The organism is Pseudoalteromonas sp. L21 (assembly GCF_021728035.1).
Lineage (GTDB): Bacteria > Pseudomonadota > Gammaproteobacteria > Enterobacterales > Alteromonadaceae > Pseudoalteromonas > Pseudoalteromonas arabiensis.
On the sequence record NZ_JAKKCV010000002.1, the window covers coordinates 275,371 to 289,146 of the forward strand.

The 13,776-nt window shown below is 41.3% G+C and carries 8 protein-coding genes; 4 read left to right on the forward strand and 4 right to left on the reverse strand.

The window, feature by feature from the left end; translation table 11 throughout:
- Positions 1–6: 6 nt before the first annotated feature.
- Positions 7–3,222: a TonB-dependent receptor gene (locus tag L3V41_RS06450; protein WP_237127377.1), complete on the reverse strand. Its 3,216-nt coding sequence runs from the start codon at positions 3,220–3,222 to the stop codon at positions 7–9.
- 453 nt (positions 3,223–3,675) lie between these two features.
- Here L3V41_RS06450 and L3V41_RS06455 point away from each other — a divergent pair, with 453 nt between their 5' ends.
- Together L3V41_RS06455 and L3V41_RS06460 are read left to right on the forward strand one after the other, a co-directional pair.
- Positions 3,676–5,586, forward strand: a complete 1,911-nt coding sequence (locus L3V41_RS06455; protein ID WP_062568130.1) for a methyl-accepting chemotaxis protein — start codon at positions 3,676–3,678, stop codon at positions 5,584–5,586.
- A 311-nt stretch (positions 5,587–5,897) separates the two neighbouring features.
- On the forward strand, positions 5,898–7,499 hold the full coding sequence (locus L3V41_RS06460; RefSeq protein WP_237127378.1) for an amidase: 1,602 nt from the start codon (positions 5,898–5,900) through the stop codon (positions 7,497–7,499).
- A gap of 60 nt (positions 7,500–7,559) precedes the next feature.
- Here L3V41_RS06460 and L3V41_RS06465 read toward each other — a convergent pair whose 3' ends face one another.
- Entirely contained in the window at positions 7,560–10,631 is a 3,072-nt protein-coding gene (locus L3V41_RS06465) for an efflux RND transporter permease subunit (protein WP_237127379.1), read from the reverse strand.
- Positions 10,631–11,716, reverse strand: a complete 1,086-nt coding sequence (locus L3V41_RS06470; RefSeq protein WP_237127380.1) for an efflux RND transporter periplasmic adaptor subunit — start codon at positions 11,714–11,716, stop codon at positions 10,631–10,633. The genes L3V41_RS06465 and L3V41_RS06470 overlap by 1 nt, the downstream gene beginning before the upstream one ends.
- A gap of 117 nt (positions 11,717–11,833) precedes the next feature.
- On the opposite strand from L3V41_RS06470, the gene L3V41_RS06475 reads away from it, so the two are divergent.
- Both L3V41_RS06475 and L3V41_RS06480 read left to right on the forward strand, forming a co-directional pair.
- The gene (locus tag L3V41_RS06475) at positions 11,834–12,745 is read left to right on the forward strand and encodes a LysR family transcriptional regulator (RefSeq protein WP_062568126.1); all 912 of its coding nucleotides are present in this window, start codon (positions 11,834–11,836) and stop codon (positions 12,743–12,745) included.
- On the forward strand, positions 12,729–13,037 hold the full coding sequence (locus L3V41_RS06480) for an MGMT family protein (protein WP_062568125.1): 309 nt from the start codon (positions 12,729–12,731) through the stop codon (positions 13,035–13,037). The genes L3V41_RS06475 and L3V41_RS06480 overlap by 17 nt, the downstream gene beginning before the upstream one ends.
- Here the strand turns inward: L3V41_RS06480 and L3V41_RS06485 are convergent.
- Positions 13,034–13,663, reverse strand: coding sequence for a hemolysin III family protein (locus L3V41_RS06485; protein WP_237127381.1), 630 nt, complete (start codon positions 13,661–13,663; stop codon positions 13,034–13,036). The genes L3V41_RS06480 and L3V41_RS06485 overlap by 4 nt on opposite strands.
- Positions 13,664–13,776: the final 113 nt, after the last annotated feature.

Consider the following 13,776-nt stretch of genomic DNA (forward strand, 5'->3'; position numbering starts at 1 on the left):
CATTAATTAAAAAGTAGCTCGTACGCTAAGTGCGTACATACGGTCAGTCGTAAAGCTTAGGGCATCTGTGCGGGTGCCTGCTTGGTCCATTTGATATTCTGTTTTAGTTTCTGTGTCGAGTAAATTACTTGCTTCGAAACCAATTTTCCAATGTTCATTCAGCGTGTAGTAAATACTCGCATCCATCATGCCTGCTGGTTTTACATAGGCTGGCACGTACTCTTCTGACTCTCTTAAGGTCAACAGGTATTCTGAGCGCCAAGTATAAGCTAGACGAAACGAAATGTTTTCGTACTCGTACATACCGACAATATTCATGTTTTGGTCTGAATAGCCTTGAAGTGGCAAACCACTAAATACACGGAATGTATTTCGGTTGTCAGTGATTGGGTTACCGTTTTCATCAAACCCGAGTGTGCCGGTCGATACTTCATTGGGATCTTCTAAGCCGTTTTGGTCGATGTAGGTGTAGTTAAATTGTAAACCAAGTCCGCTCCATGCACCCGGCAACATATCGTAAAATTGAGAGTAAGCGAATTCAGCACCACGAATAGTACCTGAACCTGTATTGGCTGGTCCGTAGGCCGAAATTGCATAGTCTTCACCATTGAAGTTTGCATTTAAATCAAATGCACGGCTGCGAATTATGTCGTCAAGTCGTTTATGGAATAAACCAACAGTAACGTAACCGGCAGGGGCAAAATACCACTCAGCAGAAAGGTCTGTATTGATTGACTTTTCAGGTTTTAAATTGGGGTTACCAGATAGGGCTGTCAGTTCAATATCATCCAAAGCTACAACAGGATTATTAACTTCGTCATAATCAGCGCCAGGGGTTTGTAAGCGGCGAGTATAATCAAGGTTTACGATGTTTATATTTCGGGTATCAATCAGGTTGGGAAAGTAAAGTGCTTTAGAGGCACCAAAACGAATAACCACATCATCTGTTAATGCCACGCTAAAGTTAAAACTTGGTAGAACAGTACTGTAATCAGTGCCTTCGACAGTACTTAAAGTAGACTCCCCAGTTGCAATATCGTAGTAGCGTTTATATTCAGGTTGTTGCATCACTTCATTTAGTGAGGTGCCAGGCTCGCCACGCTTTATTTCCATGGGTTGTACAAATGCACCGGTTGACTCTAATTGGTAGTTCACGTAACGCAGGCCTACATTACCCACAACTGGTAGGTCTTGAACGAGAAAATCAAAGTCTGCACGCACATAAAACTCGCTACGTTTTTCATTGGTTGAGCTAATATTATGAGCTGCAAACGGACCTTCAACACGGTTAGGTTTGTCTTCATAAGGCACATAGGTACCACTGCAAACACCGTTATTAGCTGCGCTATTGGTAGCATTATGCCAACCATCTTGGCAGCCTTGACGAAGTGAGTCAGCGTAATTTTTTACCAGATCCATACTAGGGAAAAGGAAGCTATTCACATCGCCTTGCAGTACTTGGCCATGATAGTAGTCTGAGAAATCAACACGCTCGAACAGTTCGGGGCGGTTAATAGCTGCTGCAGCATTTCGGTCTGCTTGTATCCATGGCGTGCCGATTGCCGACCAGCCTTCATAAGCAGTATCGCGTACCGTTAGGTCTTTATCTGAGTAATAGGCACCAGCTTGCACACTGGTAAAGCTGCCATCAAGTTCGTATTTAAAATCTAATTTATAGCTGTTTGCTTTAGCGGTATTGTGCTCTTCTTGCTCCATACCACTTCCTAGAAAAGTATTCGGAACGGGTCCGTCCCAATCTTCATTGGGTGACCAGCCCGCAGTTAAAATATTATTACTTAAAAATTCAACGCTTGGTCTTGAGCCTCGTGTATCAAGGTAATAAGGAAGTACCGCATGAACATGATTACCGCGAGTTTGTGCCGACATACTGTAGTTATGAACTACTTTTTCAGAATCGACGTGCTGATAGTCAAACTCCATGCTTAATCTGTCTGTCGGTTTGAGCTTTAAATTAAATGAAGTGTCTTCAACGGTATTTTCATTATGGTTCCAGCGACTACGGTAAAAGAATGGGGTTTCAGGGCTAACACCAAGTACAATTCCCGACGTAACAAAGTTATCGTCTACTGTGAGCGGGTAGCCATTCTCGCTATCATCTTGCCAGTTTTGAGAAGATCCCATGAAGCCTTTAAAACCTTGTGCGGCCTGACCCAATTGTCTTTCATTCCATTCTAAAGAAGCTTTTGAACGAATATGCTCAGCGGTTGCAATAATTGTGTCATCACTATTTGCCCATTGAAAAGAGGTTGTTAAGCCTTTTCTTTTGCGATCATTTTCTGCTGTGCTCATATGAATAGCTACCGGTACATGCCACGTGCTACCAGCAGGTTGTCCTGGCAGTGCAGGGCCATCTACGGGTGAATTTGGATCAACCCCCGTAATACCACCCCATTGGTCAAGAGTCGGCACAAATGAGTCACCACGAGAGTGGTAGTTTCCTAAGCCAACACCGTCACCACGGGTTTTATATTCACTCGATGAAGCCGCAATTAAGAAACCAAATTTACCTGCCTGTGTTTCCCAGTTATCTGAAAATAGCGCAGAGAAAGAGGGCGTGGTTTCTTCTCTAAAATCGCCATAATTTGCTTTGGCATTAAATGATATTAACTGATCTGTAGAATCAAAAGGTTTTCTGGTAATGAGGTTTACGGTACCTGCAACACCACCTGCTGTTAGGTCGGCGGTTTGATTTTTTACAACTTCCACTGCGCCTAATAACTCCGCAGGAAAGTCTTCATAGCTTAGCCCGCCAGAAGAGTTCGCGCTAAATGCATCTCTGCCATTGACCTCAGAACGAACACGGTCTAGGCCACGAACAAGTACGCCAGTTCCTTCATCAGCATAATGTTTAGGATCGTCTGAAGACGCAAATCGTTCGATGGTTACCCCAGGAACACGCTGTAATGCTTCTGTAACCGATTTGTCAGGTAGCGCGCCAATATCCGACGCGGTTATGACATCTTTAACTGTATCTGCGTAACGTTTAAGGTTTTGCGCACTAAAAATGCTTCCCTTGATACCAGAAACCTCTATTACTTCCATTTGCTCATCTTTTTCATTAATGACATCGCTGTCATTTTGTGGCGCGTTTTGCGCAAAAACAGACAATGAGCTCAGGCTCAATAGAGCGGTAGAAACGGCAAGGCTAAGCTTGGTGCGCTTATTACAGTAAGTAGTTATGTTGTTCTGAAATGCCGACATGTTTATAGTCCTTTGATTTTTATTATATTTACTTTGTTGCACGGTAACGATTTTAGGCATAACTACAGACTATGCCTGTCTGTGAAAAAAAATGCGATACTAAGTAACATTGTTTTTATATTCACCTGTTAATTTTTAACATAAATTTCAAAAAAGTAAATGTTGTGGTCGTAATTTCTTATTAGGTACTCGATTTTCGAATAAAAAATAAACTTCTCAGAGCGAGATCATTTAAAAGAGCATTATTATCAGTTGCTTAGTTTTATGGGATGAATATAGCTGGAAATGATTATATGGTTTTTATAAATAAAGGGTCTGCTGCTGGCTAATATGCGAGTTCCTTTTTTGGGCTATTTTCTAATGAAAACATAGTTTTATTGAAATTTTTGTCATTTTTTTATCAATCTTTGTTTATAATATTTTCGTACTGAATTTATTGATGGATACGAAAAATTGACTATTAAACAAAAACTTTATGCAATGTTTGCCGCTGTGCTGTTTTTAATGTTGGGGTTGGGGGTGTACGCTTCATTTTCATTAAAATCTCAAGCAACACAAACAGACATCATGTTAAATCTCACATTTGCTGATGCAAGTTTATATACATCACGATTGGCTCAAGCTGATTATATGATTCAGGAAAACCCTGATTTCACCAAAAAAGTATTGAGCGAAGCGCAAGAAGCAATTAGCACATTGAATGCGGCTAAAAGCCAAATGGCAGTTGAGCAGAGTGTGACTCAAGTCAATACAATAAAACAGGGAATTAACGATTTCACGCAATTGTTTGAACGTTTCGTATCTGCTAAGAAAAAACAAATCAATGCGCGCGATGAGGTTAATCAAGCAGCTCATTCTGTCATCAATGGCATAGACGAGACGCTAAACAGCATTGAGCAATACTTTTCAACCAATCAATCAGATTTTTCGGAGTTTGGTCGTTTTTTAAAAGCCAAGCAAGTACGGGACGATTTTGCGGAAATTCGTGTCAATGTGTGGCGTTATAATACTGCGCCTACTCAGCAACTAGAGAGTGATATTTCTAATCAAATTAGCCAACTTAAAAGTAATGTTAATAGTTTAAAGAAAATAATGCTTGCTGCCAGTACACAAGCCTTACTCAATGACTTATTAGATGATATAACTCACTATTATCAAGTGTTTAAATCGACGGTTGCTACTTACGATGAATTAAATGCTATTCAAGCTGAGATGTTACGTGTTGCTAACAGCGCTTCAGAGGCAGCATCAAAACTTGTTGAAGAAGAACAAGTGATTGCCAGTGAGCGAGAAAACGCCGTGCAGTTAATAATGGCTATAGTTGTGATGATTGCGTTTGCCATTGCGATTTCCGTTGGCTGGTGGATTATTCGCAGTATTATGGGGCCGTTAAATCTGTCTATTGATTTTGCATCTCATATAGCGAAGGGTGATTTGAGCCAAACTATTCAGGTTACAGGCAGCGATGAGTTTAGCCAGTTAAATAGCGCGTTAAGCGAATCGGCGAATGCGTTACGTAATGTTGTAGATCAAGTTGTTCAAGTCACCAAAGAAATAGAAGCATCAAGTTGTCAAATAACGAATTCAGTATCGGGCGCAACAGATTCTGTTTCTCAACAGCAACTCGAAACAGACATGGTCGCAACTGCTATAAACGAAATGGCTGCAGCCGCGTTACAAATTGCACAAAGTGCAAGTGGCGCCTCACAAACAAGCCACAATGCAGAAGAGGGCGTAGAACAGTCTAAAGCAGTGGTGGGTCAAACCGATGTTGCAATGAGTGAGCTTGCGGATGCGTTATTAAATGCGATGGAAGTAGTAACAAGCTTAAGCTCAAATACAGCTAACATTGAAGGGATATTAGATGTGATCCGCAATATAGCAGATCAAACCAATCTACTTGCCTTGAATGCAGCCATTGAAGCGGCCCGTGCCGGTGAGCAGGGGCGTGGTTTTGCCGTGGTTGCTGACGAGGTACGCACGCTGGCACAGCGCACTCAAGACTCTATTAGCGAGATCACCAACATTATCGAAGCAATCAAGCTTGGTGCTGACAATGTCGTTGATGTTATGAAAACATCAAATGAAAAAGGGCAAATGGTTGCAGCTTTAACAAATGATTCGACCGCATCACTTGAGAAAATTGTGTATTCGATTAACGATATCGTTGAGGCCAATAATCAAGTTGCGGTGGGGGCTGAAGAGCAGTCATCTGTTGCCGCAGAAGTCGATGCGAATGTTGTGAAAATAAAGGCGCTTGCGGATGATAACGCATCGAGCTTAAGTGATATCAGCAAACAAACGCGACTACTTGAAAATCAAACACAAGCTATGGTTAAACTTATAAGTTTCTTTAAGGTTTAAGCCTACTAAAAATGGAGCAATGCTGGGTGTCTCTAGCATTGCCCCAATTCAGCATATTTTAGCATAACAGCCCACACCCATTCGTTATTTACTTTTCGATATTTAAAGCCTTAAAACTAGCGCCCTTCATTCTAATCAGGGTAGACTATAAATCGGTACTGATACTAATCTGCAAAAATACTTAATCATTTTAGAGGGTTAATTTGACGCTCACTGCGTTAAAAGTTGTAGATTGCTCTTGCGTAGAAGTAGAACAATGCAGCAGTAATTGCCAGAACAACCCTATAAAAATTATAAAAAAGGGGCAAAAAATGTACACAGGAAAAAACACGTTTAGGCGCATGCTCGTAAAGTTAACATTGGGCGTATCTTTAATGACAATGTGTTTGAGTTTTAAATTATCAGCAAACGAAAACACATCCGTTACAGAGCAAAAGTCTCAAGCGATAAAAGAAATTGTTCAACAAAGTACTATTCCACAACTCATTCAAGCGATGAAAGCTAATCAGCTAACTTCAACTGAATTAACACAGTTTTTTATTCAGCAAGTAGAGACACTTAATCCGCAACTCAATGCAGTGATTGCAATGAATCCAAACGCTTTAGCTATTGCAAAGCAACTGGATGAAGAGTTAAGCAAAGGGAAAACACGTGGTCCTCTACACGGCATACCTCTGTTAATAAAAGATAACATTGAAACTAAAGAGATGGCGACAACGGCAGGCTCGTTGGCATTAAAAGATAACTTTACACATAGAGATGCGCCGATTATCGCCAAGCTTAGAAATGCAGGTGCCATTATTTTAGGTAAAACAAACTTAAGCGAATGGGCTAATATGCGTTCTGAGCGTTCATCGTCTGGGTGGAGTGCGATTGGTGGCCAAACACGTAATCCTCATGATTTAAATCGCTCTACATGTGGCTCTAGTTCTGGCTCTGGTGCAGCTGTTGCAGCATTTTTAAGCGTGGCAGCGATTGGCACTGAAACCAATGGCTCAATTACTTGTCCGTCTTCTGCAAATGGGATCGTTGGCATCAAGCCCACAGTGGGTTTGTTAAGTCGCACTGGTATTGTGCCAATTTCACATACGCAAGATACCGCAGGCCCTATGACGCGTTCGGTTATTGATGCAGCTATTTTACTTTCAGTGATGCAAGGTGTTGATGATAAAGACGCTGCAACAAAAATAGCCAAAGAGCGCATGAACGATGACTATATGCCTGAAACTTCAAAACATTCTCTAAAAGGAAAACGCTTAGGCGTGCTTTATGCTGCGCCACTCGCTCATGAGCACGTTGAGTTACTTTTCAATAAGACTAAAAAGGTACTTGAAAAAGAGGGAGCTGTATTAGTCGAAGGCTTATCGACAGAGCCTTATGCTAATTTTTATCAAGATAGCTATGATGTATTGCTGTATGAATTCAAAGCGACGTTAAACGACTACCTCGCTCAATTACCAAATGAGTACAATACACTGACACTGAAAAAATTAATCGAATTTAATCAAACACACGCAGCCCACGAAATGCCTTATTTCCAACAAGAGATCTTTGAGAAGTCTCAGAAAAAAGCCAAGTTAACTGACCCAAGTTACATAAAGGCATTGCAAAATGTTCACCAAGCGACCAGAGAAGACGGTCTAGATAAAATGCTCAAGGAGCATGACCTTGATGCCATTATTACCGTTACTCTAACCCCTGCTTGGTCAATAGATCGCATTAATGGCGATCACTTTACTGGCAGCTTTTCTAGTTATCCTGCTGTTTCGGGGTACCCTCACTTAACTCTGCCCATGGGGAAAGTGCATCATATGCCTGTTGGGCTATCAGTTACAGGTGGCTCATTAAGTGAGAAAGAATTAATAGCGATTGCTTATCGTATAGAGCAGTTAATTGGTTATAAATACTATTAGTTTGTAGAGTAGAGTATCCCTTGAAAACGACTTTTCAAGGGATACTTAAAGCGAGCGTATCTAGCTGCTATGACGCTGTTTAGGCACCTTGATTTTGAACAGCATAGTGTACAGAACAGGCACGACGATAAGCGTGAGTATTGTCGCAAAACCTAGACCAAACATAATGGTTACAGCCATTGATTGGAAGAACACATCAAATAACAGTGGGATCATCCCTAAAATGGTGGTGATTGCAGCCATAGCAACAGGACGAACACGACTCACGCCTGAATCGAATACCGCTTTGTATGGTTCTTTGCCACTATCTAGTTCAATATTTATTTGATCAACCAAGACGATACCATTTTTAATTAACATACCGCTTAAGCTGAGTAAGCCCAGTAGAGCCATAAAGCTAAAAGCCGCATTCATTAGCAATAAGCCTGCGCTGACACCAACAATGGCAAGCGGCACGGTTGCCCAAATGACGAGAGGCTGCTTCACTGAGTTGAATAACAATACAGTAATGGCAAACATAGCTAGATAGCCAAGCGGCAATGAGCCAAAGATTGCTTTTTGGGCGTCTGTTGATGATTCATATTCACCACCCCATTGCAGCTCATAACCACGTGGTAAATCAATAGCTTCTATATCTTTACGGACACGGGCGAACAGCTTGGCTGGGGTTTCATCGCCAATAACATCATGATCAGCCATGACTGTAATAGTTCGTTTGCGATCGCGACGCATGATGAGGCTGTCTTCCCACTCAACCACAAAGTCATCAACCACCTGTGTCACTGGCACAAATACACCTAGTACAGGGCTGTAAATTTGTAAGTCACGTAAGCTCTCAACGTTTAAACGCTCTTCCGCAGGTGAGCGAGCAATGATAGGTAGCATTTGTGTGCCATCTTTATAAACACCAACTTGCTTGCCTGATAAGCTGGTGAGTAGTAGCTGGTCTAGATCAGATTTGGCAATACCCAAGCGACGCGCTTTTTGCTCGTTAAACTGTGGGCGGATAAGTTTCGAACGTGCTCGCCAATCATCACGAATATTAAATGCACCTGCATCTTGATGCAGTATATCTTTAGCCTGCTTAGCCAATTGACGAAGTATGACAGGATCAGCACCCGAAAAACGCGCTTCAATCTTAGCGTCAGTCGACGGGCCAATTTCCATACGCTTAACTTTTAGTTGGGCGTCAAGCACATGTTTGTGTTGATAATCTCGCACCTTCTCGATCATGGTTGTAACGGCTTCTCGATCTGTTACGCGAATAATCAATTGCCCATAGGCTGGGTATGATTTTTCAGGTGCGTAGGTCAACATAAAGCGCGGTGCGCCTTGGCCTACCGTGGTGGTGATTTCCTCAACTAGCGGGTCTGCTTGTAAGAATTTTTCAAGCTTAGCAACACCGTCTATCGTACTGCGTATATCAGTACCTTGTGTTTGCCAGTAATCAACATAAAACATCGGTGTGTTTGATGCTGGGAAGAATGATTGCTTTATAAACTTAAAACCAAACACCGCACTGACTAACATCACAACCATAACCAGAAGGGTGGTTTTCCGATAACGCATAGAGGTGTGAAGAACACTTTTATACACATTAAAAATCACGCCTTGGTAGGGGTCTTCGTCATGGTGCGGTTCTTTCTCTTTCGCTTGTTTAAACATTAAATCAGCAAAGAAAGGAGTAAGTGTAATTGCGGTAATCCAACTAAGTAATAATGAAATAAAGAGTACCCAGAAAAGGCTTCCGGCAAATTCACCACTTGCATCTGAGCTTAAACCAATCGGAGCAAATGCAGTAATCGCAATAACCGTTGCACCTAACAAAGGCCATTTTGTTTGATTAACAATATTGGTTGCGGCTTGTAGTTTTGTTTGCCCGCGCTTTAGGTTGATGAGTATGCCTTCGGTGACAACAATTGCATTATCAACCAACATACCGAGCGCAATGATTAACGCACCCAGTGAAATACGCTGCAAATCGATGGCAAATAACTTCATGAATATGAAAGTACCTAGTACGGTCAAAAGCAAAATAACGCCAATTAACACACCACTTTTAAAGCCCATAAAGAGCAGCAGCACGACAATTACAATGGCAACAGCTTCAAGTAAGCTGATAATAAAGCCACTGACAGACTTTTCAACTTCAGCAGGTTGATTATATACACTGTTAATTTCCATACCATGGGGGCGTTGGTATTCTAGAGAAGCTAAGTGCTCATCAATGTTCATGCCTACATCAACAACGTTAACGCCTGAGCTGAAAGACACGCCTACCAATAAAGCCTGTTGTTGATTGTAGCGAATGATGTTGGTGGGGACTTCGGCATATTCACGAAACACGGTTGCTACATCACCTAGGTAAATAAGTTCGTTTTCACCTGGCTTTGAAATAAGCAGGCTTTCAAGCTCTTTAACATCCTTGAATTCACCCGTCGGGTGTAAACGAATTGATTCATCACCGACACGTACTTTACCCGCATTAGAGACGCTATTTTGAGTCTGTAACAGTTGGTAAATACGGTTTGGTGAAATACCCAGCTGGGCAAGTTTACGCGTAGAGATTTCAACCATTACTTGGGCTTGTTGCTCACCGCCTATGGTGACTTTGCTCACACCCTCGACCAGTACCAGTTCGCGCTTTAAATAATCAACGTAATCTTTGAGTTCATCATAAGAATAGCCGTCACCGGTTACGGCGTACATTACACCGTATACATCCCCAAAATCATCCATGATCTTGCTAGGGTATACCCCAGAAGGCATTGACGATGCTTGATCATTAATTTTTCGGCGCAGTTCATCCCAAATTTGACGTAGGTCTTGTTTGCGATAACTACTTTTCATCTCAACGGTTATTTGCGACTTACCAGGAGATGAAATACTTGTTACATAATCAACATAGGGGAGTTGTTGAATGGCATTTTCTATAGGGAAGGTGACCTCTTCTTCAACTTGCTGGGGAGAGGCGCCCGGGTATACGGTGATCACCATCGCTTTTTTTAAAGTGAACTCAGGGTCTTCAAGCTGTCCTAAGCCAAAATAGGCCACTGTGCCACCAATTAGCAGAAACAGGGCAAACATCCAGCTTACGACTTTACGTTCAATGGCCAGTGCTGCAAAACTCATTATAAGCCTCGCTCTTTTTGCCATGGACGAACTTTCATACCTTCTTCTAAAAAGTGAACGCCTGCCGCGACAACTGTTTGGCCTTTTTCAATGCCTGAAAGTACTTCAATTCCATCGCGGTGTAATTGCCCGACTTTAACAGCTCGTTTATGTACTTGGCCGCTATTTTCATCATAAACCCATACATAACTATTCTTTCCTTCAGGTTCTGTAGGCTCAGAGAATACCGCTTCAACTGGCAGTAATGTGTAGGCTGATTGTGAGCTAGTGATTTTGCTTAAATCAATATCTACACGACCTGTCATACCCGCAAGTAGGTTAAAATCTTCTGGCACAGGTAACGAAAATACTACTTTATAGGTTAGCGTAGTCGGGTCGGCTTGGGTATCAAACTCTTTTATTGTCAGCTGATAAGATTTATCTGGATAACCATCAAAGACGACTTCTGGCTGGTATTGCACGTCTTTATCTATACGAGCGATGAGCTTTTCAGGTATTTGAATGACCACATCCATTAAGTCGCGGGTTTCAAGTCGTAGAATATTTTGTTTAGCTTGGATATTCTCAAAGTTTTTCACAAATACTTTTGCGACAGTGCCTGCAAACGGAGCGCGTAATTCACTGTTATCTAGGTTGGTTTTGGCAATTTTCATTGCAGATTCTGCCACTTGTTTATTGGCAGTGGCTTGATCTAACTCTGACTGGCTGGCAATGGAGCGGTCAAATAATTTCTGTACACGTTCAAGTTGCGATTCAGCAAGTTCAAAACGTGCTTTACGCTCTTCATACTGAAGTTCGAAATCTTCTGGATCGAGTTTGGCTAAAAGCTCTCCTTTTTCAACATGTTGACCTGCAAGTGCTGGGAACTCAAGTAACTCTCCGTTAACTCTAAAAGCAAGATAAGAGCCTTGGTTAGCCACAACTTCAGCGGGGAAGCTGCGGATTGCTTGATCTGAGTTACTGTTTATATTGAAAAGTTTAACAGGGCGAACAACTTGTTCAACGTCACTTTGTGCTGCTTGCTCTGTACATGCCGTAAGTAACAAAAACACGCTGCTCATTAATACGGCGGATGCCAATCTCATTGTCTTCTCCATAGATATGAAAGCATAAATTTGATGCAGGATACGCTGCAAAGATATAAAATAAAAATTATTAAATTTTAGAAACATCATTAGTTTTTTTAATGGTTTTGGTGATTAATGAATTTAAATCAATTAACAATTTTAGATGCAATCGTGCAAAGCTCTAGTTTAAGCCAAGCAGCTGTGACATTACACAAAACACAACCTGCATTGACGCTTGCTATAAAGAAGCTTGAGTCAGAGCTTGGTTTTGAATTGTTAGACCGAAATCAGTATCGCTTATGTTTAACAGAGAAAGGGCGCATTTTTTATCGCGAAGCACGTCAATTACTCAATGCAAACAGTGAGTTGGCTTCTTTAGCAAAAGAACTTGCGCTGGGTAATGAAGCCAGTTACAGAATTTGCTACGAGCAGCTGTGTCATCAGCATAGTTATAATCAAGTGATAAGCGAAACCTTTAAGTGCTTTGCAAGTACTGAGTTTAGTATTTCTTCAGGAAAACGATTTGTGTCTTTAGAACAAGTTAATAGCTTGCAGGCAGATTTAGGCATTGGGCCATGGTTTGATTTGTTTCATGCAACAGGGGACCTCGAAAGTTTACCGATAGGTAAGTTTGATATTGGTATAGTGAGTGCTCCTCATGTCGTGCCAAGAGAGATTAGTTTTGCCGAGATACAAAATTACCCATGTCTGGCTATGTTTGAAAGTGATCTGAGTTTTGACTCTGACAGGCTATCTTACAACCTTGGCTCAGCTTTAATGAAAATAGATGATATTACCAGTGTTAAGTCGTTTTTACTCTCGGGTGCTGGTTGGGCAATGATAAGTCTGCAACACTGTCAGGCTGAAATAGAATCAGGTTTGTTACAGCAAATAAAAATTACGGATAGAGAGCACCAGTTTGGCGCAGAAATTCGCGTGTTTAGGCAACATTCAGTGCATCATGGTCCAGTTGCAAGATCAATTTGGCAAGCCTTTAGTGAGGTAAGTAAAGAATATACGGAGCAAGCCCATGCAACAGGCAACTAAAGAAGAGTTAATTTTTACAATAATAGCCTCTATCCCTTCAGGTAAAGTAGCAAGTTATGGGCAAGTTGCTACGCTTGCGGGTTACCCGCAAAATGCCAGATTGGTTGGCCGCTTATTAAAAGAAATGCCCAGTGATTCAATTATTCCATGGCATCGTGTTGTAAATAGCCAAGGTAAAATCTCTTTTCCAGAAGGGACAAGTAAACACCTTGAACAACGGCAAAAATTAATCAGTGAAGGGGTGAGCTTTAATAAAGCTAAAATCAATATGCGTTTACACCAATGGCATTAAAAAACATATAAACTGATTGATAAGTAGTGACATACACACCCAACAAGTACAAATACGTGCCAAATAGCATGACTATAGTGGCGTGTTTTAGCACTGTAGAAAAAAGTACCAAGACTGTAAGCAACGCCTCCTGCTAATAACCACCACAAAGCGCTGTGATCTAAATTTAAGTACAGAGGGTAGACAAGGGCAAGGGCAAACCAACCCATTAATAAGTAGGTTGCAAGTGATACTTTTTTATTGCCATTTTTTACCGCCAGTTTATAAATGACTCCGCCTATTGCTAAGCTCCAAATAAATACCAGTGCTGCAATTGCCCACATTCCCGATAATGATATGACGAGGTATGGCGTGTAAGTACCAGCAATTAGCAAATAAATAGCGCAATGATCACATTTTTTATAGATGGCACGCAAACGCGCTTTGGTACTTGCATGGTAAAGTGTTGATGCCATAAAAAGCACCAGTAAACTCGAACCATAAACAATCGCACTGACTGTTGCTGACACAGCTTTTGATTGCGAAATCAAATCCCACAGTACGTAAAAAGCAAATAACACGCCCAAGCTATGAGTGAGTACATTGAGTTGTTCTTCTTGACGCGAGTAAGGTAACTGAGCAGTCATAAACTCTCTAAAAGTGATTGTAAAAACAGTTTCAGTGTACAAGTGTACGCTGAAAATATCAACGTTTATTTTTTCGCTAATAGTTAGTCAAAAATATTAAATTGATTGGTTTT

Bases quoted from the DNA above. Each gene is read 5' to 3' on its own strand.
- L3V41_RS06450 (WP_237127377.1), bottom strand. From the start codon at position 3,222: ATGTCGGCATTTCAGAACAACATAACTACTTACTGTAATAAGCGCACC.
- L3V41_RS06460 (WP_237127378.1), top strand. From the start codon at position 5,898: ATGTACACAGGAAAAAACACGTTTAGGCGCATGCTCGTAAAGTTAACA.
- L3V41_RS06465 (WP_237127379.1), bottom strand. From the start codon at position 10,631: ATGAGTTTTGCAGCACTGGCCATTGAACGTAAAGTCGTAAGCTGGATG.
- L3V41_RS06470 (WP_237127380.1), bottom strand. From the start codon at position 11,716: ATGAGATTGGCATCCGCCGTATTAATGAGCAGCGTGTTTTTGTTACTT.
- L3V41_RS06475 (WP_062568126.1), top strand. From the start codon at position 11,834: ATGAATTTAAATCAATTAACAATTTTAGATGCAATCGTGCAAAGCTCT.
- L3V41_RS06480 (WP_062568125.1), top strand. From the start codon at position 12,729: ATGCAACAGGCAACTAAAGAAGAGTTAATTTTTACAATAATAGCCTCT.
- L3V41_RS06485 (WP_237127381.1), bottom strand. From the start codon at position 13,663: ATGACTGCTCAGTTACCTTACTCGCGTCAAGAAGAACAACTCAATGTA.